This window comes from Streptomyces sp. NPDC026206 (assembly GCF_040638465.1).
In the GTDB taxonomy this organism is placed as follows: domain Bacteria; phylum Actinomycetota; class Actinomycetes; order Streptomycetales; family Streptomycetaceae; genus Streptomyces.
This window is the reverse complement of record NZ_JBEZYL010000005.1, coordinates 80,966-104,156: the sequence shown is the minus strand read 5'-3', so window position 1 is coordinate 104,156 and position 23,191 is coordinate 80,966. Positions and strand designations below refer to the sequence as shown.

Here is a 23,191-nt window from a genome sequence, read left to right as displayed (position 1 = left end):
GCCTCACGTCACTTCATTCGCGTGGCCCACTCGCGCACCTTCTTGATGCGCTCGTTCAGCTGTCCCGCCGTGGCCTCCGCGCTCGGCGGCCCGCCGCAGACGCGGCGCAGCTCGGTGTGGATGACGCCGTGCGGCTTGCCGCTCTGGTGGACGTAGGCGCCGACGAGCGTGTTGAGCTGCTTGCGCAGCTCCAGCATCTCCTTGTGGGTGACCACCGGCCGCCGCTCGGCCGGGAGTTCCAGCAGGTCGGCCTCGGTGTCGGGCCGCTTGCGGCTGTGCGCGATCTGCCGGGCCTGCCGCTTCTGCAGCAGCATCTGCACCTGATCGGGTTCGAGCAGACCGGGGATGCCGAGGTAGTCCTGCTCCTCCTCGCTGCCCGCGTGCGCCTGCATGCCGAATTCGGCGCCGTCGTAGAGGACGCGGTCGAAGACGGCCTCGGACTCCAGGGCCTCGAAGGAGAGCTGGTCGTTCTCGCCGGTGTCCTCGTCCTGCTGCTTCTCCGCCTCGGCGAGTTCCTTCTCGGACTCCGCGTACGGGTCCTCCTCGCCCTCCTTCTTCGGCTTGTCCAGGACGTGGTCCCGCTCGACCTCCATCTCGTTGGCGAAGGTCAGCAGGGTGGGGATCGTGGGCACGAAGACGGACGCGGTCTCGCCGCGCCGGCGCGAGCGTACGAAGCGGCCGACGGCCTGCGCGAAGAACAGCGGCGTGGAGATCGTCGTCGCGTACACGCCGACCGCGAGCCGCGGCACGTCGACGCCCTCGGACACCATGCGGACGGCGACCATCCAGCGGTCGTCGGACTGCGAGAAGTCGTCGATGCGCTGCGAGGCGCCGGAGTCGTCGGAGAGGACGAGCGTGGCGCCCTCGCCGGTGATGTCCCGGATGAGCTTGGCGTAGGCGCGGGCCGACTCCTGGTCGGAGGCGATCACGAGGGCGCCCGCGTCGGGGATGGACTTGCGCACCTCGGACAGCCGCTTGTCGGCGGCGCGCAGCACGTTCGGCATCCAGTCGCCGCGCGGGTCCAGGGCGGTGCGCCACGCCTGCGAGACGGCGTCCTTGGTCATGGGCTCGCCGAGCCGGGCCTCCAGCTCGTCGCCCGCCTTGGTGCGCCAGCGCATGTTGCCGCTGTAGGAGAGGAAGATGACCGGCCGCACGACGCCGTCGGCGAGGGCGTTGCCGTAGCCGTAGGTGTAGTCGGCGGACGAGCGGCGGATGCCGTCGTTGCCCTCTTCGTAGGCGACGAAGGGGATGGGGTTGGTGTCGGAGCGGAACGGCGTGCCGGTCAGGGCGAGCCGGCGGGTGGCCGGCTCGAACGCCTCCAGGCAGGCCTCGCCCCAGGACTTCGAGTCACCGGCGTGGTGGATCTCGTCGAGGATGACGAGCGTCTTGCGTTGCTCGCAGCGGTTGCGGTGCAGCATGGGCCGTACGCCCACGCCGGCGTAGGTGACGGCGACGCCGTGGTACTCGCGGCCCAGCGGCCCGGCGCTGTACTCGGGGTCGAGCTTGATGCCTATCCGGGCCGCGGCCTCCGACCACTGCTTCTTCAGGTGCTCGGTGGGTGCGACCACGGTGATCTGCTGGACGACGTGGTGGTGCAGCAGCCACGAGGCGAGGGTGAGGGCGAAGGTGGTCTTTCCGGCCCCCGGGGTGGCCACGGCGAGGAAGTCGCGCGGCTGGGTCTGTACGTACCTCCCCATCGCGCCCTCCTGCCAGGCGCGCAGCTTGTTGGCGGTACCCCAAGGGGCCCGGCCGGGGAAGGCGGGCGAGAGATGGTGATTGGCGGTGGTGGTAGTCACGGTCTCCGTCGGCTGGCTCGGCGATCGGCAACCGCGTCAGCCTACCTGCGCGAGCCTTCACGCTTTGGTGGTACGCCCCGCCCTCACCCAAGGGTGGGACGGAGGTCACACGCCGACCGTCCTTGGTCCCCAACCGCCGGTACCCACCCAGCCCGTCTGGGGGCACCTCCCAGCGGTAGCTGGGGGAGCTTGAGGACCGGGGGCCGGGGGCGGAGCCCTGGCCCCCAGCCCGTCTGGGGGCACCTCCCAGCGGTAGCTGGGGGAGCTTGAGGACCGGGGGTCCGGGGGCGGAGGCCCCGAAGACGGCCACCACCCAGCCCGTCCGGGGGCACCTCCCAGCGGTAGCTGGGGGAGCTTGAGAACCCGGGGCCCGGGGCGGAGCCCTGGTTACGGGAAGGGGCGGGTAGGGGAAGAACCACAGCCACCGCCCCACGCACCGTCACCCCCGCGGCCGCAACCGCGTAGCCACGTACGCCCCCACCCCCGCACATCCCGCCGCCAGCGCGAAGACTGCGGCGAAGGCGCCCGGAGGCGCAGCCTCCCCGCCCTCCCCGCCGGCAGGCGAGGCGCCCCCGAACAGGACAAACAACACACCCGCCACCCCCACCAGCACCACACTCCCCAACGCATCCGACACCTGCAGCGAAGCGGAATTGGCCCCCTCCTCCCCCGCCCGCGACAGCCGGAGCAGCAGCACCGCCCCGCTGGAGATCGTCAGCCCCATCCCGTAGCCGCCGATGACCCACGCCACGCCCACGACCCACACCGGCACCGCGCCGATCAGAACGGCCGGCGCCATGGCCACGGCCAGTGCCAGCAGGCCCATGCCGAGGCTCATCATCCGCTCGCGGTACGGCTCCGTGCGGGAGCGGCTCTGCGTGTACGAGCCGAGGGCCCAGGTCAGTCCGCCGCCGGTGAGCGACAGCCCGGCAAGGGTGGCCGACAGCCCGCGTTCGGTCACCAGCATCAGCGGTACGAAGCTCTCGGCGGCCAGGAACGACCCCTGGGCGAGGCCGCGCAGCAGCACGACGGCCGGCAACCCGCGCCCGGCCAGAAAGGTGCGGGCGGGCAGGAGCCGCCGCACGCACGGTACGAGCAGGGCGAGCCCGGCCACCGCGGGCAGTGCCGAAAGGGGGCGCAGGTCCTGCCCGGCGTACTGCAGCAGCCCGGCTCCCGCGGCGACGCCGAGCGCGAGAAGGATCCGGCGCCGGTCCATTGCCACCGTCCGGTCACCGGGCGGGAGCCCGCGCAGGGCGGGCAGCATGACGGCGAGCGGCAGCAGGATCAGTACCGGGATGGCCAGGAACACCCAGCGCCACCCGATCCGCTCGGTCACCGCGCCGGCCACCAGCGGGCCCACGATGACCGGCACGACCCAGGCGGCGGAGAACGAGGCCATCACCGCCGGACGCAAGCGCTCCGGGTAGGCCCGTCCCACCACGACGTACAGCGCGACGATCACCAGCCCGGCACCGATGCCCTGCACGCCGCGCGCGGCGACGAACATCCACATCTGCTGCGCCGAGCCGGCGCCCACCAGGCCGGCCCCGAAGGCGGCGATGCCGGCGAAGAGCGGTGCGAGCGGCCCTGCCCGGTCGCACCACTCCCCCGACAGGGCCATCGCGAACAGGCTCGTGGTGAAGAAGGCGGAGAAGGAAAACGCGTACAGCTCGATGCCGTCGAGGGCCCGGGCGGCCACCGGCATCGCGGTGTTGACCGCGCTCGCCTCGAAGGCGATGAGCGAGACGACGGAGATGATGCCGAGGGTGAGTGCCCGGTAGCGGCGTCCGAGAACGCCCTCTCCCCGCTCTCGCTCTGGCTCTGGCTCTCGCTTGGCCAGGGATATGGGCAGGTCAGTGCTGGTGTCGGCCATGGCAGCCAGCCTAGGAGCGCGAGGCCCGGCCGTCTCGTGCCGGACGAACGGAGTGCGCTGGTCCATCCGTCCTAGGGCTTCGGTCCCCTCCACCGCCGGCGGTACGGCGCGTACGCCGCGTACACCCACCGGACGCAGGCAAGGCATGGCCGAGCGCGACAGCAGACCGGGGACGAGGCCCACTCCTCCTCCTCCTCGTGAACCCGACGGGGCCCGCTGAACCCGGCGGGGCCCGGCACGCAGCCGGGCCCCGTCCCCTCCTGGGTTCCCCCCGTACTGGGTGGAGGTCAGGTGGTGAGCAGTACGCCGCCGTAGGAGGCCCCGGCGATGACCACCCACGAGCACAGCCCGAGCGCCGCGACCCGCCCGCCGGTGCGGGTCAGGGTCGGCAGGTGCACCGCGCTGCCGAGGCCGAAGAGGGCGGCGGCGAGCAGCAGTTCCTGTGCGTGCTGGGCCGCGTCGAGCCCACCGTCCGGCACCCAGCCGGTGGTACGTACGGCCACCATGGCGAGGAAGCCGGCCACGAAGAGCGGCACGAGCGGAGGCCGCTTGCCGCCCGCCTTCCCGGCAGCGGCAGCGGCCCCGGCACGGGCAGCGGCACCGGTCCCGGCAGCGGCACCGACACGGGCACCGACACGGGCCTCGGTCCCCGCCCCGGCCCCGGCCTCTCTCTCGGCAGCGGCACCGGCACCGGCTCCGGCACGAGCCTCGCTCTCGGCACCCGCAGCGGCCCCGACCTCGTGCCCGGCAACGGCCCCAGCAACGACCCTGGCCCCGGCCCTCGCACCCGCACCCGCACCCGCACCCGCACCCGCACCCGCGTACCGGCGGCGGCTGCGCACGGACACCGCAACCGCCGCGACCAGCGGCGCGAGCAGCGCCACCCGCATCAGCTTGACCAGCACCGCGTCACCGAGCGCCGCCGGCCCGGCGGTCTGCGCGGTGGCCACGACCTGGCCGACGTCGTGCACACTCGCCCCCACCCAGCGGCCGAACTGCGCGTCGTCCAGGCCGAACGGGTGGTGGAGCAGCGGCAGGACCGCGATGGCGAGCGTGCCGCACAGCGTGACCAGCGCCACGGATGTCGCCACGTCCTCCTCGTCGCTGCCCGACACCTCGCTGACCGCGCCTATCGCGGAGGCGCCGCATATGGAGTAGCCGGTGGCGATCAGCAGCGGCTGGTCTCCGCGCAGCCCGAGCCTGCGGCCGAGCCACAGCGTTCCGAAGAAGGTGGCGGCGACCACCGCCACCACCATCGCGACCGTGGCCCAGCCCAGCCCGAGCACGTCGTCCAGGCTGAGCTTGAGCCCGAGCAGCACGATGCCGACCCGCATGAGCCGCTTGCCGGCCAGCGTCAGCCCGGGTTTGCCGATGCCGCGCACCCGTGCGCGTACGCCCGGCAGGTGCGCGGCGGCGATGCCGAGGACGACGGCCGCGGTGAGCATGGGCACGGCGGGTGCGAGCCGGTGCACCGACCAGGCGAGGCCGACGCCGGCGACGGCCATCGCGAGCCCGGGGAGCTTGCCGCCCCCGGCCCGCGCCTCAGGCTTCGGCGCCGACCCGGGAGCGGTCGGCGCACCCACCCCCGTACCCGTACCCGTACTCGTACTCGTACTCGTACTCGTCTGGGAGCTGACGATCGCCATCAGATTTCGTCGGCGGGCAGGTCGTAGACGCGTCGGACGCTGGAGCCGAGGCGGACGACGTCGGCGCCGTAGACGTGAATCGAAATGGCCACGGAGGAGCAGCCGTTGCTCACCCGGTGGATGTCGCCGGGCGGTGTGAAGCTGCAGACGTCGCCCTGCTGGTTGGCCACGTCCTCGGACGCGACCAGACGGGCGGTCATGCCCTCGGGGACGAGCCGGTAGCGGCGTTCGCTCTCGGTGCCCTGGTGGACGCCGGTGACGCCCCAGGAGACGTGGTCGTGGATGGAGGTCTGCTGTCCGGGCAGCCAGACGAGGGCGACGACGGAGAAGCTGCCGTCCTGTTCGGCGTGCAGCACGTGCTGGCGGTAGCGGTCGGGGTGGCCCTCGCGCTGTTCGTCGGTGAGCAGGTCCGGGGCGCCGAGGTGGGCCGCGAGCCGCTCTCCGACGAGGTATGCCGTCGTGTCGGGCGGCAGGCCGCGGCCTACGACCTCCCGGACGTCGCCGACGAACTGGTCGAGGCGCGCGGTCGTCGGGGGTGCGGTAGGTGTGGTCATACGTGCAGAGTCGGGCCACCCCATCCATCACGTCCAACGACAGTTTCTTGCCGGGGCGCGAACGTACGCTTATGGATGGGCCCCGGCGGAGCCCAGCACCGGCCCGGAGCTCAGCACCCGACGCGGCGCGCGGCGACGGCCTTCAGTTCGTCCAGTACGAGCGCGGTGGCCGGAATCCGCAGGTGCTCGCGCAGGACGTAGGCGGAGACCTGGCGGCGGCAGGCGGGGTCCAGCGCCCGGCCGGTGATTTTGTCGTGCCGGAGGAAGGACAGGATCAGCCCCGGCATCATCGCCACGCCGAGCCCTTCGGCGACGAGCGACTGCACGACGAGGTTGTCGTCCGTTGTGAACGCGATGTCGGGCGCGAAGCCCTGCTCGGCGCACTCGTGAAGGAAATTGGTGCGGCAGCGCAGACAACCCGCGATCCACCGCTCCTCCGCCAGGTCGGCCAGCGTGACGGCACGGCGGCGGGCGAGCGGGTGCCCCACCGGCAACAGGACGATCAGCTGGTCCTCGAACAGCGGTATCTCGACCAGCTCGTCCGGGACCTGTTCGTGCAGGCCGGGATAGGTGAAGGCCAGCGTGATGTCGCACTCGCCGCGCACCAGCCGGCGCAGGGAATCCGGCGGCTCCCCTTCCTGCAGCTCGACCCTTACGCCCGGGTGGTCGGCGGCGAGGCGGGCCAGCGCCTCGGGGATGAGCGTGGCTCCCGCACTGGGGAACGCGCAAACCCGCACCCGCCCCGCACGCAGCCTGGTCAGCGAGCTCATTTGCCGCTGCGCAGCGGTGAGGCTGTCGAGGATGACCTCCGCGTGCCGCGCGAGCGCCTCGCCCGCCTCGGTCAGCCGCATGCGCCGCCCCACGCGCGTGAACAGCGGGGTGCCCACCGAGCGTTCCAGCGCCTTCATCTGCTGGGTGATCGCGGGCTGCGTGTAGCCGAGCGCGCGGGCGGCGGCCGAGTACGAACCCGCGGCGACGACCGCGTGGAAGGTCTTGATATGCCGGGAGTCGAACACGCCGGAATCATAAGCGGAATTTGGGTTCGGGGTCGGTCCCGGCTGGGTTGCTTCTGGATCAGCTCGGATATCCGGCATGGTGACCTTATGCCGCACTACGCCTCATACGACGCAGCCGAATTGCGCTACCAGGTCCTGGGGGAAGGCAGCGCTCCGCCCCTCGTCCGCCCCTCGTCCGTCTCGCGGGAGGCCCGGGCCGGGACGCCGCGCCGCGTACCTGGGAGACCTGGCCGGCCTGGACGCCCACCGCAGGCTCGTCGTCCCCGACAGTCAACGGTGCACGAGCCGGACGTGTTCCGCCCGCTGGTGGAGAGCTTCCTCGCTTCATGAACGACACATGTCGGTCATATGGCAGGGCCCGGCAACCCATTGAAGCCGAGTCGGCCCGGCCTTATGGTCGTGCTCGTTGACATGGCCGTGTGCCCGAGTGGTTGAGGGGCTCGCCTGCAAAGCGAGTTACGCGGGTTCGATTCCCGCCACGGCCTCCATGAGTGCCGGGCTGCCGGGGTACCGGGCTGCCGGACTACCGGGCTGCCGGGCTGCCGGGCTACCGGACTGCCGGACTGCCGGGCTGTCGGACTGCCGGGCGTCAGAGCAACCCGAGGTCGCGCAGCTCCTTGTGCAGTTCGGAGCGGGGGTGGTCGGCGTCGGCGGCACGGCCCTTCGGGGCGGCCTGTGCGACCGCCTTCGAGGGGTCCCCCGGCCGCCGGTCGCGGAAGACCCAGGCGCCGACGACACCGCCGACGAGCCCACCGAGGTGGGCGAGCCAGCTGATGCCGGGCGTGCCGGGTACGGCCAGGGTCAGGGTGTAGGCGTACGAGGCCCCCATGACCACACCCACGAGGCTGTCGATGAGATGCCGGTCGAAGAACCCGCGGACCACGACGTACCCGAAGTACCCGAAGACCAGCCCGCTGGCCCCGACCGTCCCCACGCCGTCGCGCTCGAAGAACCAGATCGCGAGCCCGCTGGCCACGGCGACCAGCGCCGTCAGCCCGAGGAAGCGGGCGACTCCGCGGTACGCGGCGAGGAAGCCGAAGACGAAGAGCGGCCCGGAGTTGCTCTCGATGTGCGCCCAGCTCAGGTGCAGGAAGGGTGCCGTGAGGATCTCGGGCAGCCGTCCGATGTCGCCTGCGACCACGGCGTAGTCGCGGACGAGCCGCAGGTCGCTCCCCCAGTTGGCCAGCTGCAGGGCCCAGATGACCGCCAGGAAGCCGAACATCACGAAGAACGCCTTACGCGCTTCGGCGATCATCGCTTCCGCGTCGACCGCCGCCACTCTCTTGCTCAACCCACTCATCCCGATCCGCCGCGACAGGGCCTTCCGGGGCCCCTTTATGCGTACCTTACGTAGGGCGAACATGGGTACGGCTACTCAGGTCGGTTTGAGTGAGCGGGCGCTCCCGGGGAGCCCCCGCCGGCGTGTGTGATCACTGCATGAAGACGAAGCCACGGCCGGACCACCTCCCCGACCTCATGCCGAAGCAGCCCAATGGCGTCGGTGCGGCGGCGCTGGCGCTGGGCGTGCTGGCCGTCGCGGCGACCGGCACGTACGTGGGCATCCTCTTCGCCGTCCCCATCGGCCTGGTCGCCACGGTCTGCGGCTTCGTGGGGCGCGCGAAGGTGAAGCGCGGCGAAGCGACCTCGAGCACCGCGGCGGTCGCCGGGCTCGCGCTGGGAGCGACCACGGCGCTCGTCTCACTCGGCCTGATCGTGTGGTTCTGCGTCTCGCTGTCCGCCGCCTACGACCGCCCCGAGGACCTGGTCTCCGGGGGCGGCAAGTACGAGACTCCCCTGCACCCGGACGGAACGGCCCGCTACCGGGACGGCGTGAAGGTGACGGTGGGCAAGGCCCACCGCGTCCCGAACCTCCCCGGCGACGTCGCCCTGGCGAAGGGCGAGCTGACCTACGAATTCACGGTGACGTACGTCAACGACCAGGACAAGGCCCTCGAACTCGCCTGGAACGGCATCCGCTCCGAGAAGAAGATCCTCCCGGGCGGCATGACGCCCTTTGGCCCCATAAGCCCTACGGAGGACCGCAAGAACCCCTGGTTCCCGGACAGGCTCGCACCTCACCAGAAGGTGAAGGTGAAGATGCACGTCAACGTCCCCCCGGGCTCGACCGGCCTGGACTTCACGGCCTCCCCGACGGACTACCGGGACGACGCCCACTGGCTGCTCCCGCTCCGCTAGCCGCCCACCATCCCTGAAGGACGTTTCTCATGCACACCACGCTTGCGCCGAACCCGCGGAACAACCGCCTCATGACGGCCCTGGCGGCCACTCTGTGGGTGGTCACGGCCCACGCGGTCGGCCTGTGCCTGATGGTGGTCATGATGATCGCCGTATGGGGCGCTGCGGCGGAACATCCGGCGGAGACAGGCGACTTCCTGCTGCAGGTGGCGGGAGTCCTGGTCCTGGGCGGAGCAGTCCTGACAGCGGTCTGGCACGCCCTGAAGCTCCTCCGCCTGGCCCCGGCCACCCGCGCGGCCCTCGTGGGAGCCCTGGCCTGCCCGGGCCCGGTGGGCCTGGCGCTGTACGTCTACCTGGGGCACTGAGCGCACGCACGGCGGCCGCCACGTACCGGGCCGCAGCCCGGTCCGCCACGGCCCTCTCCCGGGCGGACGGCACGACGACGCAGGGCAAGCCGGGCGGGCGCACACCGCCGTAGTGACTGAACCGCCGCACCCCACACCCCAGGCACCGGGCTTCGCCCGCCCCGCCCTGAGCCCAACCCGCACGATGCGAGCACCGCTCAGAGCCCGGCATAACGCCTCCCGGCCTCGCGCGGCACCACAACCCACAACCTGCTCCCACTCAAGGGCTTCTCCGCAGCGGCCAGCCCCACAACGCCGCCACACTGCCCCACAACGGCCTCCAGAGCGGCCAACGCCCGTCGCCGGTACGCCCGACAGGCACTACCGGCACCGCCGCCCTCCGCATGCTCCGGATGCTCGTCGAACACGGTCACACGCAACACCCCGAACCGCCACCGCACGGCAAGACTGACATCCCGCCCGGGCGTGAACACCACGGCATTGCCCAGCAGTTCCGAGGCAGCCAGCACCCCGATGTCCACCATGTCACCCAGCCCATGCTCGGCCAGCACCCTCCTGACCACGCTCCGGGCCATGCCCAGGCAGTACGCGCCACCGGGCAACCCGAAGGAGTAACTGAGGTTGTTGCGACTGGGGGCGGATGGCGTCGCGAAACGCGGCGAACCAGCCGCCGGACACACTTCGTTGTTGCTCATGCGCAGACTCCAAGCACGTCTACCGAGTGGGGAGTTCTCGCACGCGGACAGCAACCGGTGGCCTGCCTCCCTGGATGCGGACACACCCCACCCAGGGAGGCAGGCATGCCCACGCGGTGCACTTCCGGCGCCACGGCGTGTGAGCTAAGCGGTACCGACGGTAGGGGCATTCGAGGGTCCAGACAACCTTGTCTGGAAAGACAACCCTGTCGGTGGACCAGCGGCGTGCCGCACGGCATGCTTCACGTAGATCGCAGGGAGGGCACATGCCGTCGAGGAGCCATCCGACCCAGCGGCAGCGCCGCCTGGGAGCCGAACTACGAAAGCTGCGCGAAGCTGCGGGCATGACCGCAGAAGAAGCTGGCGCAGTGGTCAACATCAAGGCGTACCAGGTCAGCCACCTGGAGGCCGGACGGGTCGGCATCACGCCCAACCGGCTGCGGACTTTGACCTGTAACTACGGCTGCACTGACGAGGGCCTCGTAGAAGCATTGGTCACGATGGCCGACGAACGCGACAAGAGCTGGTGGGAGGCCTACCGCGGATCACTGCCACCCGGGTACCTCGACCTCGCCGAACTCGAACACAATTCCCGCAGGATGCAGACGTGTTCCAGCGTGCACATCCCGGGGCTGCTCCAGACAGCGGATCACGCACGCGTCATCTTCGAGGAGGCGGTGTCACCCTTGCCCGCCGATGAACTGAACCTCCGAATCGAGCACCGGATGCGCAGGCAGTCGGTACTCGACGTCAAGAACCCTCCGCACTTCGCTGCAATCATCCACGAAGCTGCCCTACGCATGCAGTTCGGCGGCCGCAAGGTCGCACGCGCGCAGCTGACGCACCTGCTGGCGGCAAGCGAGCGCGAGCACATCGAGATCCAGTCCATCCCCTTCACGGCGGGCAGCTTCCCCGGCGCCGGTCAGACGGTCTTCTATGCCTATGGGGCGGTACCGCAACTCGACACGGTGCAGCTGGACGCCGCGCACACCACCGTTTTCCTCAGCGCAGATCTCCAGCTTGAGAACTACCGCGGTCTCTTGGAGCGCACAGTGGCCAAATGCCTCTCAGCCGCACAGACCCGCGACCTCATTCACGGCATCACGAAGGAACTCTGAAGGGAAGCAGATGTCCGAGATCAAGTGGCAGGAGCCGATGTGCGCTGGCGGGGGCAACGCCTGCCTCCAGATCGGCCACGCCCCGGACGGCACCCCCATACTCCGAGAAACAGCCCGTCCTACCGAACTGATCCGCACCACCTCCCAAGGCCTCCGCAACCTGATCGAAGCCGCCAAAAGAGGCGAGCTGGACCACCTGCTCTGAACGCGCCGTCACTCGCCCGGCCCTCCACCCCTCGCAGCCGGCCGCAGCCACGGCTAGCTTCGAAAGAGTCGCTCAGCAACCGCTAACCGCTGCCTGCCGCTCAAGGAGGAGGCTCCATGGCCGGTCTCGTACGCAAGAGCTTCGACTCACCGGAGGAAGTCCGCCCCTTCGAGGAAGGCAAGGGACGCCTGGAACTGGTGAATGTGGACGCAGGCCCGGTGGGCCGGGCGACGTTCGAGCCGGGCTGGCAGTGGTCGAAGCACATCAAGCCGATTGCGGGAACGGACAGCTGCGAGGCCTCCCACGCGGGCTACGTCATCTCGGGCCGCATGAAGGTCGTGATGAACGACGGCGAAGAAGCGGAGTTCGGCCCGGGCGACTACATGATCTGCCCACCCGGCCACGACGCCTGGGTACTCGGCAACGACCCGTGCGTCTTCATCGACTGGCAAGGCTTCGCCGACTACGCCAAGCGCTAGGCGTCCCTGAAAGACCAGCTCACATCGTCATCGAGCACGTCCACCTCGCTCAAGGCAGCTCTAGGGAGCAAGACGACCTCCTTCGCCCTGGCTCCGCCCGCTCCCAAGGAAGCATGAGCTTGGGCGCCCCGACTCGGCGTGCGTCAGTCGTATCGGATGAAACCAGGGACAGCTGGGACCGCAGCTGGATCATCGATCGACCACGTCGGGAAACCGTCTGGAGCCCGCACTCGGGAAACCGAAATGCCGCGCAGGCGCGCGCCGCACAAGAACAGCGCGTACCCGGTGCGGCTGTTGGCATCGACGATGTATCGAACCTCAAGCCGGTACTGGCCGCAGCCTGGGCATGGCCCGCTGCTTGCTTCACACGACCGTCGGCAATGAGGGCCAGCGCCTTCAACCAAGCCACTCGATCAGCCATTAGCCCAATCTCCCGTGGTAGTCGGTCGCGCGCTCCCAATCCGCTCCTTGCTCCTGCGCCGCCGCGGGGTGCTGACGGCCACTGACAGCGGCCACCCACGCCAAGGATCAGGCTTTTTCGGACGCGTCATCGGGACCATATTTCTGGATCTCCACATCAGCCGCATGCCTGTAAGGTGCATGCCAGACATCTGCACCACGCCCGCTCGGCGCGGAACAGACAGAGGCCCAAGCGCTAAGGGGGGACTGCATGAGTGACGGGAACTCTGCAGAACAGCGGCTGCAGCCGGCTCAGGCGAATGCCGGCGGAGTGGGCGGTGGCCAGGGGACACTGGCGAGCTCGGCGAGCGACAAACAGCGTGTCGCGACGTTCATGGAGCAGCATCTGCTGCCAAACACGCAGGCCGCCGGCCGCATAGGCGAAAGCGGCGGGACGGTGCACCCGCCCATGGCCAGCCCGGGGGCGCGGTCGAGTCTACTGAAGCCGGACACCGGTTTGAATGGATTGTCCGCTTGGGCTGCGAACAAAGGGATGTCGGAGGCGATGAGCGTCTGGCAGATGCAGGCGGGCTGGCTGATGGGCCGGCTGAACCAGGAGCTGAACGCGCTGCGCAGCACGAAGACCCTCCTCCAGGGCCAGGACATCGCCATTGGGGCTCAATTCGGCTCGGCGAGCATTGCGCCACAGGAGCCGTTTCGCAGCCGCATAAACGAGTGGTGACCGGGGGTCGACCGTGGCATTGAGCTACCAGGACGTGATGACCGCCGATCTGTCGCCGCTGCTGAACGCGTCCGAGCTGTGGCAGAAGATGGGCAAGCGCTTCGGCGAGCTGAAAGAGGATTACGAAAAGCACGTCCAGCGCGCGCTGGCAAACGGCAAATGGCAGGGCGAGGCCTTCACCGCGCATCAGAACAGCTCCGCGGCCACGGCCTCTGAATACGCCGCAGCCAAGACGGAGGCGCTGGCCGTCGCCAGCCTCCTGAAGCAGGCGCACACCGAGCTCACCCGGCTACAGAAAGCAGTGAAGGACCTGGTCGCCGACGCCGAGGCGAAGGACTACAAGGTCGACGGCTCGGGCAAGGCCACGTACGTCGGTTTCAGCAAGCTCTCCGCACAGGTGCAGAACGCCCTCCACCACGACCCGGACTACCCAAAGCTGGTGGCCCAGGCCCAGCAGGCGGCCCAGGAATGGACGGACGGAATCGCCAAGGCGGTACGAGCCGTGGACGAGGCCGACCAAGGGGTTCAGCAGGCGTTGAGCAGTGCGGTGGCCTTCGGCAACGGCTTCAACGCGCACGCCGAGGGCGACTTGGCTAAGGCTGCGGCGCCGTGGTCCCCCTCCGACTCCCGTACACGAGTCGACAGCAAGGTCAAGGTGACCGGGCCCGATGCCGGCTTCACCGTTACCAGCGACCCCAAGTACGGCAAGGAGGGCTCGGTCAAGGCATATGCCGACCTCTACCACGTAACCGCGGAAGTGTCGGAATCCCACGGCCCAATGAAGCTCTCCGGGATCGTCGACGCCTACGAGGGGGCCAGAGCCACCGCTAACTACGGTTTCAATCAAAAGGGCGTCGTCGGCAAGGCCGAGGTGTCGGTAGGGAATCGGGCGATGGTCGAAGGCCGGGCCGCGTTGGGGCAAGTCGGCGGTTACGCGCGGGCCGAAGGGTTCTCCGGTGCCGAGGCCGGGCTCGGTGCCAAGGCGACCAAGGAGGAAGTCACTTTCAGCGCGAAGGGGTTCGCCGGCCAGAAGGGCGGCGTCGCCGGGGGTGTGGAGGTCGGCGGAATCGGCATCGGCGCGACGGCCGAGGGTTGGGCCGGCCCCGGCGCGGAGGCTTGGTGGGGCTATAAGAAGGACAAAGAGACCGGAGTGTGGGAGATCGGCGCCGATGCAGGCGCTTCCCCCGTCTTGGGCGGCGCCGTGGGATTCGAGATCACCGTCGATCCGAAAAAGTTCAAGAAAGCCGTCGGCGATGTGGCCGATGCTGTGGGCGATACCGTCGACACGGTGAGCGATGCCGCCGACTCTGTCAAGGACACCATAAGTAGCTGGTTCTAACGTACTTCCCCGTGGAAGGGAGGGCCCGAGATGGCCACGAGGCTTCTGATACCGATCCAATTCCGCCTGCCCGAGGGCTGGCTCCCGGCTGATCCAAAGGGAGATGAAACCCTGGGTGTGGCCTTTGCCGCAGTGCATCCACAGCCGGACGCCGGGTTCACCGCCAACATCACCGTCGACGGCGAATACCGGCCGGATGCGGCGACACTCGCCGAGCTCGCCGACGAGTCGGTGGAGCGCCTGCGCGAGGTTGCCGAGTCGGTGGTGGTGGCTCACCGCCGCGAGGTCGGCTCCCCGGACATGCCCGCCCTGACCCAGCGAGTGACCTTCTCGGCCGTCGCCGACGACACGCGCCGCGACCTCGTCCAGTCCCAGGTGTACCTGTCCATGCCGGACATCGAGGAACCGCACAAGCGGGCGGTGATCCGGCTGGCTCTGACCGCCACGGCGGCCCAGCACGACACCGTTCTCGCAGACTTCCAGGACTTTGTGCGCACGGTGCACCCGCAAACCGAGGTGGGGGTCTAGCGGTGGGCAGCCTTCGAAACAAGATCGACCACTTCCGGGGCATGATGAGCAATACCAAGTACCCCGACAGCGGTGTCACACCCCTTTCCGCAGCGGAGGTCCGGGACGCACTGCTCGTGATCAACAGCCCTGACGTGCCAATCAGTGTGCGCGGCTCCTTCCGGTCGGATGCAGCCCTCCTGCTGGCCGAGTGGCGAGTCTGGGAACCCGCCTGGGGCTCCTCCCGCTCCAGTAAGCAGCTTGAGCGGAAATTCCATGTCTGGATGCGCCTGGACCCTATGAGGCACGAGGTGCAGAGCATCGACGAGCAGTGGAAGGTGACGTGGGTCGGGGACCCGCCCAAGTTTGCAGTGTCGCGCGAGCACGGCCGTGGGCAAATCTTCGAGGTTTCCTGGCGAGGGAGGTACGAGCGGGGGCCCGACGGCCGCCGACGCAAGGTCGAGACGTTCCGCTTCGACACGCGTCTTATGAAGAACCCCCTGCGGGACGCGGTCCTCGCCGCCGGATGGACCTGGCGGGGAGTGGGGAAGAACGAGTGGTGACCACGATGCGCCCGGGCACTGGGGTGGAGGTCTGGCGATGAGCCGCCTTCGGGACAAATGGCTCGGCACCCAGTACCCCGACAGCCATGTCGTACCGCTTTCCGCCGCGGAGGTCCGGGACGCGCTCCTCGCGATCAGCGGTCCGCACTTGCCGTACCAGTGCGCAGCGCAGCTACTGCGTAGCAGGCCAACCTGGCGGCGGACTGGTGGATCGAACGCTCCACCTTCGGTGAGCAGGAGAGCCAGAACTCGAGATCCGGATGCGCCTGGACCGTCACTGCACGAGGTGCGGTTTCTCCAGGAACGATGGGTTACTACCAGGAGCAGTCTGTCCGTGTAGAGAGGGTACGGCCGTAGCCCGGGATTCACGGTGCAGTAGACGTACGAGCGAGGACCGGCGGCCGCTGGCACAGGTAAGACTTTGACACGCGGGATATGAGAAACGCCCTGCGGAACCTGGCCCTGAGCTCGGGATGGACCTTCCGTGGAACTACGGCTGCACAGACAGCGACCTGATCGACGCGCTGGCATCCATCGCCCGGGAACGCAACAACCAGTGGGGGGGAGTCGTACCGAGGCTTACTTCCGCCCACCTTCATGGACGTGCCCGAGCTGGAGCACCACGCCATCGCCATGCGGATATTCGTCATGGTGCACGTCCCAGGCCTGCTTCAGACCGCCGAACACGCACGCGCGGTCTTCGAGGCCTCGCACCTCTCCTTCCCCTCGGACGAGATCGAGCCACGAGTCCCCCACCGCATGCGGCGCCAAGAGATCCTCACGCTCCGCAGAAACCCGCCGCAGTACACCGCAATCATTCACGAGGCCGCACTGCACACCCAGTTCGGCGGATCAAAGGTCACCCGGGACCAGCTCAACCACCTACTCGCCATGAGCGAGCGGGACCATGTCACCACCCGCGTCATCCCCTTCGAGGCCCGCGGATTCGCGAGTACGGGCCAACCGATGTTCTACGCCCACGGCCCTGTCGCCGGCCTCGACACCGTCCAACTGGACAGCTTCCACGTTCCGTCTTCTTGGACGCCGAAACGCAACTCAGCAACTACCACCGCTTGCTCGACGCCATGGAGGCCGACAGCCTCTCCCCGAGCAAGTCACTTGATCTCATCCATTCCATTGCCCAACAACTCTGAGAGGGCGAACCATGTCCCAGATCCAGTGGCAGACCCCCCTCTGCGGCGGCGACGGCGGCAACGCCTGTCTACAGATCGGACACACCCCGGACGGCACCCCCATACTCCGCGAGACAGCCCACCCCGACGAACTGATAACCACGACCCGCGAAGGCCTCCATAATCTGATCGCGGCGGCAAAGCGCGGCGAGCTCGATCACTTCATCTGAAATGCTCCGAAAGGCGGGGCCGACCCCCAGCTCAAGCACAATGAACCTTTTCGTGCAGGCGGATACACCTCTCATCCGCACAGACCAAATACCAGCGGGCTCAGCCGAGGCGCCTCTCCGCGTCATAGCTGGTACGGGTAGAGCTCCAAGCCTGAGACAGTAAACGTCAGGCAATCACCAGGCGCTACCTTCGGTGCGCCTTCCGACATCTCAACCAGCAGGACGTCGGACTTGAGCCTCAGCACGAGAACCGAGTCATCATCGACTCTTTCCACTACCCCAGTGACGGAGGCCTTAGTCGAACCCGCCTCCTCGACTCCCACAATCCTCTCCTCCGGTGACGACCTCAGACTCCACGACTGCACGGCATCCGGGATCTCAAGCTCGACAGCATATGTCCCCGGCCTCGGCTCTTGAGTCCCACGCCATACGGCTGCGGAGCTTCCAGCAGGAGACTCGAAGTAGACGACATTATTTTCCGCATCCAGGATTTCAACAACTTCGACGTCCATCACTTCAACCCCAAAGGAACTCTCGCCATCGTATTCCCGACAATCCATTCATTGCTCGGCGCAACAAAATCCCACGTCTCCATATGGAAGTGGAATTTAGTCGGCTTACTATTCATTTCATGATCTCCCATGCGAATGCTTCGGCGCCCATCCGCAGACACCAGACGATTCTGGTCAACCTCCCCTGTCCTTGGGTGAACATTCGTGTATGGACCCTCACCCAGGAACTCCTCCATGACGGCTGCGGCTTCCTTGGGCTTCAGAGGCTTAGGTGCCGCAACCTCAGGCAGGTTAACTACCGTCTCGCCAGGTGGTTCAGGCGGCGGGCAGGACATCAAACCTAGCGGGTCGCACCAATTATGCGGGTTGTCGACGTACGCCACCGGATTCGGTGCCGGAGCCAGCCCCAGTGGGTCCTGCGACGTATACCGCGCCGTCTCCGGGTCGTAGTGGCGGTGGAAGTTGTAGTGGAGGCCCGTCTCCGGGTCGAAGTACTGGCCCGGGAAGCGAAGCGGCGTATACGTCGTGCTGTCGGCGGCCCAGGCCGTCGTGCCCCACAGCGTGGTGCGGGTACGCCACGCCACCGTTCCCGACTCGTCGACGAGCTCGCTCGGTGTGCCGACCAGGTCCGTGACGATTGCGAAGAAGCGGCTGTCGATCTCCCGCTGCGGTGCGTCCGCCGCCGATATTCGTTCCGTCTGCGAGACCGGGCGAAGGCCGTCGTAGTCCCAGGTGAGCGTTACCAGGTTCGGCAGGTCCCTTGACGTCGTCGTCTGCTCGGTGAGCGTCGGACCGTCCCACGTGAAGTCGACCTGCTCCGCCACTTCGCCCGTCGTTCCGTACAGGCGTTGCTTCGCGATGCGGCGGCCCAGCGGGTCGTACAAGTACCGCCAACGCGTACCGTCCGGCGTCAGGACCGACGTCAGGCGGTCCTCCGCGTCCCACTCGTAGCGCCACGTGTCCGGCTTGCGCGACAGGCGGGTCTTCTGACGAAGGACGACGCGCCCCTGGGCATCGTGCTCGTAGCGGATACGACCCGCACGCACAATGCGCGTGCCCGTGTACTCGCGAGTGCCCTGCGCCTCCGCGCCCGGGTGATCGGACGGCCATGTGGCCTCCGTCTGATTACCGGCCTCGTCGTAGGCGTACCGTTCCTGCCAGCCCGGCGCATCCACCGCCGTCACGCGGCCCGCCGCGTTCAGTTCGAAGGTGCGGTCGTCGACACCCGACAGGTAGCCGTCCCGGCGATACGTGTAGTCCCGTCGCTGCACCGACGCGCCGCCCGCCGTCACCGTCTGGGACTGCAGACGACCCGCCGCGTCCCACGCATGTACCAGCGTGACGTCCTCGCCGAAGTGCCGGGCGATCTCGCGCCCCACCGCGTCGTGCTCGATGTCGAAGCGGCGGCCCGACGCCGTCAGTGAAGCGCGACGACCCGCCACGTCGTACGTCCACGTACTGACCGCCCCACCGGGCGTGACCCGACGCGTCCTCCGACCCAGCTCGTCATACGCGAACGTCAGCGTCCGGCCGTTCGTCGTCTCGGACTTCGCCCGCCCCAAGCGGTCACGGCTGTAGACCAGCGTCGCGTCCGGCCCGGCAGCCTCCAGCAGGCGGCCGACCGCGTCGTGCACGTACGTGGTGACCGCACCGTTCGCGTCCTTCGCCACTACCCGCCCGAGCACATCGTGCTCGTACGCGATCGTCTGCCCCAGCGCGTTCGTACGAGCCGTGAGCCGCCCGGCCGCGTCATGCGCGTACGTCAGGGTCCGGCCGTCGAAGTCCGTTTCGGAGACAAGGTGACCCGCCGGGTCGTAGGTGTACGACCACGTCAGCCCTTGCGGGTTCGTGACCCGCGTGAGCTGCAGCAGTGCATCGTGCTCGAACTCATGCCGCACACCGTCCGGCCCGGTCTGGGCGCAGAGCTTGTCGAAGTGCGTGTACTCGTACGTCGTCACGCCACCCACCGCGTCGGTGTGCGTGACGCAGTTGCCCTCGCCGTCGTACGCCCACGACTGCACAGCGCCATCGGGCTCGACGCGGCGGACGAGCCGGCCCTCCACTGACCACTGCATGCGCGTTATGGCGCCTACCGGATCGATGACGGTCGTCACCCGGCCGAAGGCGTCACGCCGGTACGTGGTCACCCCGCCCAGCGGGTCGGTCGCCTCGACCGGCAGGCCCGCTCTGTTGCACCGGATGCGGGTCGTGTTGCCCTGGGCGTCGGTGACCGACGCCGGGTGGCCTGCCTCGTCGTACGTGTATCGCGTGACCGCGCCCGTGGGGTCCGTCGTCGAGGTGCGGTTGCCAGCCGCGTCGTAGGAGTGGCGCCAGACGGTCCCGTCCGGATTGGTGACCGTCTTCGGTCGTCCCAGCTCGGTGTACAGGGCGCTGGCCTCGCGCCCGTCCGGGCGTACGACGGACGTCAGCCGACCGTCACCGTCGTAGCGGTACTGCGTCGTGTGTCCCAGCGGATCGGTGTGGGACAGCAGCCGGTCGTAGCGGTCCCACTGCATGCGCGTAGTGGCGCCGCTCGGGTCGGTCTCCGCGACGAGTTGAAGCGCATCGTTGAAGACGTGGCGTGTGGTGTGACCCAGCGCGTTGGTCAGCGTCGTCGTCCGCAGGCCCGACTGCGGGTCCGGCTCGCCGTACTCGATGCGGGCCGCCATGTGGCCCTCGGCGCCGGTCTGGAACACGCAGCGGTCACGGTCGTCGTACTCGTAGACGTAGTGGCTGCCGTTGCGGTCGGTCCAGGATGTGACCCGGCGCCGGTCGTCGTACCCGAAGCGCAGCGGCTGACCGGAGGAATTGACGACCTCGGTGAGATTGCCTTCGGTGTAGCCGTAGCGGATCAGCTCCGTATCCGAGCCGCCGGGACCACCGCCCGCGAGATGGAGGGCGGTGATGCGACCGGACTCGGTGGTGATGCGGATGCGATAGCCGGCGCTGTGGGCGATCGCGATCGGGGTGCCGTCGGCCTCGTACTCGAACGTGATCCAGTGACCGTTCCGGTCCCAGATCTGCTCCAGCAGGGCCAGTTCTTCGCCGTACAGCGCAAAGTGCGACGTGCGCCCGCTCCCGGGGTCGGTGATGACGTAGCCGTCACCGTCCTCCGCACAGCTCAGTGGCCAGCGCGGTCCGTTCGTGGGCAGTGTCGGTACGCCGGGTGCCGGGTGCGGGTAGGAGAGGAGTTTGCCGTCCTCGCAGACGAACACCACACCCTGGGAGTCGATCTCCAGCCGCTGGTCCGCCGTGCTCGCCCATGAACGGCCCAGCCACCGGCCGGCCCGGTAGCCGGACTGCACTCGGCGGGAGAACACGAGCGGCAGCGCCGCCAGCAGGAACACATCAGTCTGGGGCAGGAACATGTACCCGGTCGACAGGTCGATCGGGTCCGAGTCGCCGGTGCATTTCTGACCGTCCGACTGCCCTGAACCGTGCGGGTTCTCCTCGGCGTGTGCCCGCGCCGCGCCCTTCTCGGCTCCGGTCTCCGCACCGTCGTGCGCGGCGGCCCTGGGCGCGCCGGACCCGGCCGCCTCCTGCCCGGCCGTACGGGTACCGCTCTCCGCGGCTTCCTGTGCGGTCCTGCGAGCGCCGGCCTCTGCTGCCTGCTGTGCCCCTCTCCTCGCGCCGGTGATCGCCGCGCGCTCGGTCGCCGCCGCGGCGGCACTGCCACCCCCCGTGGCTATGGCGAGAGCCACATTGCCCAGGAGCCGCCCCTCCGCCTCGCGGGGGTCCCTCCCCCATCCCTCGCCGGCCAGTGCACCGGGCAGACGCTCGGGGTGCGAGGCCAGGGACAACATGCCCGCGGCGGTGTTGGAGAGGCCGTTCACGTATTCCGCGGGGTGGGTGACGTTGTAGATGTCGAACGGGTTCAGGCCGCGCACGAACTTCACCGCGTCCGTGCCCGAGCGCAACGCGCCGCCGACGAAGTGCATCGCCTCCACAGTGCCGCCGTCGCGCAGGTCCAGGGCGTCAGCCTTCATCCGGTTGGTGAACGTCGGCATCTGCGGAGCGTTCGCCACCGCGCCGTCGATGCTCGACTTCGCGGCATCCGCCGCTGCGTCGCGCTGCCTACGAGCCTCGGACAGCAGGCGCTGGGCCTCCTGCATGTCGCCCTTGCCGGGCTCGCCAGGCTTCTCGGGCCGGGGGCCAGGGTCCTGGGCGTTGCTCAGCTTCAGGTTGTAGGCGATGGCCTTGGCGTTGTAGTCGTCAACCACTTTCTTGTTGGCGTCCTGGCCCTTCTTCCACAGCTGTATCGCATCTCTCGCCATGGCCTGCGCCCAGGTGACGGTATGGGAGTACGACTCCAGAGCGGCGGCCGCTGCCTCGAAGGCGTCGGCGGCCTGGGCCCACTTCTTCGGCTGCTCGACGAAGGCGGTGGTGAAGGCGTCTGCGCCCTGGCCCTTCCAGTTAGTCGCGCGGACCTGCTGCAAGGCGTCGTGAGTGGCGTTGAAGGAGGATTGGAAGTTGCGCAAGTGAGTGACGGTGGCCACGATCTCGCCGACATCGCCGTGCACCAGTTCCTTGGGGTCCTCGGTCTGGCCGAGCTGATGTTCACTGACGGCGGCACCGAGGTCCGAGGCAGTCTTGTCGCCCCACTGCTCGACTTTGCGGGCCGTCCCGTGAGCGCCAACCGTGTCCAGGCCGTCAGCGGCAAGGTCAGTACCCTTGTCGACGACCTTGCCGGTCGCCTTCTTGGCCTCGTCGACCCCCTTCTCGAAGAGCTCCCCGCCCTTGTTGAAGCCCTTCTCTGCCAGATCCCACGGGCCGTTCATCAGTAATCCTCGATCTTGCTCAGCGCCTCGGCCGCCGCGCCTCCGGCAGTCGAGCCGCGGGGCAGGAGCGGGCTGTCGTTGATGTCGTCCTTCGTCCTCGACCACGTCTGTTTGGCGTTCTCGCCCACCTGGGCGAAGGACTCGGCGCTGTAGTCGGCGTCACGGATGGCCGCGTACGGGTTGTCGGCGAGCACCTCGCCGACGGACATGGCCTCGACCTGGTCCTCTGTCAGGTGCGGATTGCCCATGGCTGCATTGACGGTGACCTTGAAGGTGTCCTTCACGTACTGGTCGACCTCGTGGTAGTAGCCCGCCGACACCCCCACACGCTCGGCGAACTCGCTCGCGTCCTGGAGCAGAGCACGGACTCCCCAGTCCCACCGCTTGCAGAAGGACTTGAGCGAGGCCGCCAGGCCCTCGTGTCCCGCCGCCAGGCCGGACAGGGCGACCTCGTCGAAGCCACGGCCCACGGCGGCCGCGCCCGGCGTCGACACGGTCTTCAACTCACCGACTGCAGCGTTGATGCCTCTGGCCACATCCTTGAGCGCGGCCTTGCCCGCCTCCATGCCGTCGCCGCCACCGCCACCGCCACCGCTCACTGTGCTGCCGTCCCCTCGACGTTGTTGGTGAAACGATTCTCCGGGGCGTTCAGCGCCACCTCGTCCGGCACGATCCCCCGCACCGGCGGGAACATCATCGGCCGTTCACTGCCTACGTTCAGCGCAACGCCAGCGGGAACGCCGACTTTAGGCACGACGACGTCCAGCAACCGCGCCCCGAGCACGGACCGGTACTCCCACTCCCCGCCCTCGGCCAGCCCGTGCGCCACGGCGAACTTGGCCAGGGCCGCTTCGTCAGTGAACGCACACAGCCATCGGATGCCGCCGAACTCCACCGACCAGAGACCACCGCCCTCGTCGAGCGGTACTAGCACGGCGGTACGCCGGAACTCCCCCACGAGGGCGGCGGGGTGGCCTGCCTCGTCGTACATCGCAGCGATTTCTTGGGTGAGTCGGCCGGCATCGAGGAAAGTGGAGGGCATCTG

The 23,191-nt window shown here is 68.7% G+C and carries 21 protein-coding genes, 1 tRNA gene and 2 pseudogenes; 12 read left to right on the top strand and 12 right to left on the bottom strand.

Going from position 1 to position 23,191, the window contains the following annotated elements:
- Positions 1 to 8: 8 nt before the first annotated feature.
- The 5 genes from AB0F13_RS10480 to AB0F13_RS10460 form a co-directional block, all read right to left on the bottom strand.
- Positions 9 to 1,796 (bottom strand): DEAD/DEAH box helicase, encoded by a 1,788-nt coding sequence (locus AB0F13_RS10480; protein ID WP_362078319.1) that lies wholly within the window; start codon positions 1,794 to 1,796, stop codon positions 9 to 11.
- Positions 1,797 to 2,235: 439 nt separating this feature from the next.
- Positions 2,236 to 3,669, bottom strand: coding sequence for an MFS transporter (locus AB0F13_RS10475; RefSeq protein ID WP_362078316.1), 1,434 nt, complete (start codon positions 3,667 to 3,669; stop codon positions 2,236 to 2,238).
- Between the two features lie 287 nt (positions 3,670 to 3,956).
- The gene (locus AB0F13_RS10470) at positions 3,957 to 5,174 is read right to left on the bottom strand and encodes a putative sulfate exporter family transporter (RefSeq protein WP_362078822.1); all 1,218 of its coding nucleotides are present in this window, start codon (positions 5,172 to 5,174) and stop codon (positions 3,957 to 3,959) included.
- 140 nt (positions 5,175 to 5,314) lie between these two features.
- Positions 5,315 to 5,869, bottom strand: coding sequence for a cysteine dioxygenase family protein (locus AB0F13_RS10465; protein ID WP_362078313.1), 555 nt, complete (start codon positions 5,867 to 5,869; stop codon positions 5,315 to 5,317).
- A 110-nt stretch (positions 5,870 to 5,979) separates the two neighbouring features.
- Positions 5,980 to 6,885 carry a LysR family transcriptional regulator gene (locus AB0F13_RS10460; RefSeq protein WP_362078310.1) on the bottom strand — a complete coding sequence of 302 codons (906 nt, stop codon included), beginning with the start codon at positions 6,883 to 6,885 and terminating at the stop codon, positions 5,980 to 5,982.
- Between the two features lie 413 nt (positions 6,886 to 7,298).
- On the opposite strand from AB0F13_RS10460, the gene AB0F13_RS10455 reads away from it, so the two are divergent.
- Positions 7,299 to 7,373: transfer RNA gene (locus AB0F13_RS10455), tRNA-Cys, on the top strand.
- A 101-nt stretch (positions 7,374 to 7,474) separates the two neighbouring features.
- On the opposite strand, the gene AB0F13_RS10450 is transcribed toward AB0F13_RS10455, so the two are convergent.
- Positions 7,475 to 8,176 (bottom strand): rhomboid family intramembrane serine protease, encoded by a 702-nt coding sequence (locus AB0F13_RS10450; RefSeq protein WP_362078306.1) that lies wholly within the window; start codon positions 8,174 to 8,176, stop codon positions 7,475 to 7,477.
- Between the two features lie 146 nt (positions 8,177 to 8,322).
- Between AB0F13_RS10450 and AB0F13_RS10445 the strand changes: the two genes are divergently transcribed.
- Entirely contained in the window at positions 8,323 to 9,081 is a 759-nt protein-coding gene (locus tag AB0F13_RS10445) for a hypothetical protein (RefSeq protein WP_362078303.1), read from the top strand.
- Positions 9,082 to 9,110: 29 nt separating this feature from the next.
- Complete coding sequence (locus AB0F13_RS10440) at positions 9,111 to 9,446, top strand: hypothetical protein (protein ID WP_362078861.1); 336 nt, start codon at positions 9,111 to 9,113, stop codon at positions 9,444 to 9,446.
- Between the two features lie 10 nt (positions 9,447 to 9,456).
- Here AB0F13_RS10440 and AB0F13_RS10435 read toward each other — a convergent pair.
- Together AB0F13_RS10435 and AB0F13_RS10430 are read right to left on the bottom strand one after the other, a co-directional pair.
- Positions 9,457 to 9,657 (bottom strand): annotated as a pseudogene (locus AB0F13_RS10435) (DUF6255 family natural product biosynthesis protein); the annotation flags it as partial.
- Positions 9,644 to 10,141, bottom strand: a complete 498-nt coding sequence (locus tag AB0F13_RS10430; RefSeq protein WP_362078300.1) for an ATP-binding protein — start codon at positions 10,139 to 10,141, stop codon at positions 9,644 to 9,646. The gene AB0F13_RS10430 and the pseudogene AB0F13_RS10435, both read right to left, overlap by 14 nt.
- Before the next feature lie 266 nt (positions 10,142 to 10,407).
- On the opposite strand from AB0F13_RS10430, the gene AB0F13_RS10425 reads away from it, so the two are divergent.
- The 9 genes and pseudogenes from AB0F13_RS10425 (at position 10,408) to AB0F13_RS10385 (ending at position 16,856) form a co-directional block, all read left to right on the top strand.
- On the top strand, positions 10,408 to 11,259 hold the full coding sequence (locus AB0F13_RS10425) for a helix-turn-helix transcriptional regulator (RefSeq protein ID WP_362078297.1): 852 nt from the start codon (positions 10,408 to 10,410) through the stop codon (positions 11,257 to 11,259).
- A gap of 10 nt (positions 11,260 to 11,269) precedes the next feature.
- Positions 11,270 to 11,464 carry a DUF397 domain-containing protein gene (locus tag AB0F13_RS10420; RefSeq protein WP_362078294.1) on the top strand — a complete coding sequence of 65 codons (195 nt, stop codon included), beginning with the start codon at positions 11,270 to 11,272 and terminating at the stop codon, positions 11,462 to 11,464.
- A 116-nt stretch (positions 11,465 to 11,580) separates the two neighbouring features.
- On the top strand, positions 11,581 to 11,943 hold the full coding sequence (locus tag AB0F13_RS10415) for a cupin domain-containing protein (RefSeq protein WP_362078291.1): 363 nt from the start codon (positions 11,581 to 11,583) through the stop codon (positions 11,941 to 11,943).
- Positions 11,944 to 12,613: 670 nt separating this feature from the next.
- Complete coding sequence (locus AB0F13_RS10410) at positions 12,614 to 13,084, top strand: hypothetical protein (protein ID WP_362078288.1); 471 nt, start codon at positions 12,614 to 12,616, stop codon at positions 13,082 to 13,084.
- A gap of 13 nt (positions 13,085 to 13,097) precedes the next feature.
- The gene (locus AB0F13_RS10405; RefSeq protein WP_362078285.1) at positions 13,098 to 14,423 is read left to right on the top strand and encodes a hypothetical protein; all 1,326 of its coding nucleotides are present in this window, start codon (positions 13,098 to 13,100) and stop codon (positions 14,421 to 14,423) included.
- A gap of 117 nt (positions 14,424 to 14,540) precedes the next feature.
- The gene (locus AB0F13_RS10400) at positions 14,541 to 14,951 is read left to right on the top strand and encodes a hypothetical protein (protein ID WP_362078282.1); all 411 of its coding nucleotides are present in this window, start codon (positions 14,541 to 14,543) and stop codon (positions 14,949 to 14,951) included.
- Between the two features lie 2 nt (positions 14,952 to 14,953).
- Positions 14,954 to 15,493: a hypothetical protein gene (locus AB0F13_RS10395; protein WP_362078279.1), complete on the top strand. Its 540-nt coding sequence runs from the start codon at positions 14,954 to 14,956 to the stop codon at positions 15,491 to 15,493.
- Between the two features lie 597 nt (positions 15,494 to 16,090).
- A pseudogene (locus AB0F13_RS10390) lies at positions 16,091 to 16,402 on the top strand (DUF5753 domain-containing protein); the annotation flags it as partial.
- A 256-nt stretch (positions 16,403 to 16,658) separates the two neighbouring features.
- On the top strand, positions 16,659 to 16,856 hold the full coding sequence (locus tag AB0F13_RS10385; protein WP_362078858.1) for a DUF397 domain-containing protein: 198 nt from the start codon (positions 16,659 to 16,661) through the stop codon (positions 16,854 to 16,856).
- Between the two features lie 122 nt (positions 16,857 to 16,978).
- Here AB0F13_RS10385 and AB0F13_RS10380 read toward each other — a convergent pair whose 3' ends face one another.
- The 4 genes from AB0F13_RS10380 to AB0F13_RS10365 are packed head-to-tail and all read right to left on the bottom strand — an operon-like array spanning position 16,979 to position 23,137.
- Positions 16,979 to 17,368 carry a hypothetical protein gene (locus AB0F13_RS10380; protein ID WP_362078276.1) on the bottom strand — a complete coding sequence of 130 codons (390 nt, stop codon included), beginning with the start codon at positions 17,366 to 17,368 and terminating at the stop codon, positions 16,979 to 16,981.
- Positions 17,368 to 22,146: a putative T7SS-secreted protein gene (locus tag AB0F13_RS10375; protein WP_362078273.1), complete on the bottom strand. Its 4,779-nt coding sequence runs from the start codon at positions 22,144 to 22,146 to the stop codon at positions 17,368 to 17,370. The genes AB0F13_RS10380 and AB0F13_RS10375 overlap by 1 nt, the downstream gene beginning before the upstream one ends.
- The gene (locus AB0F13_RS10370; protein WP_362078270.1) at positions 22,146 to 22,745 is read right to left on the bottom strand and encodes a hypothetical protein; all 600 of its coding nucleotides are present in this window, start codon (positions 22,743 to 22,745) and stop codon (positions 22,146 to 22,148) included. The genes AB0F13_RS10375 and AB0F13_RS10370 overlap by 1 nt, the downstream gene beginning before the upstream one ends.
- Positions 22,742 to 23,137, bottom strand: coding sequence for an SseB family protein (locus AB0F13_RS10365; RefSeq protein WP_362078267.1), 396 nt, complete (start codon positions 23,135 to 23,137; stop codon positions 22,742 to 22,744). The genes AB0F13_RS10370 and AB0F13_RS10365 overlap by 4 nt, the downstream gene beginning before the upstream one ends.
- Positions 23,138 to 23,191: the final 54 nt, after the last annotated feature.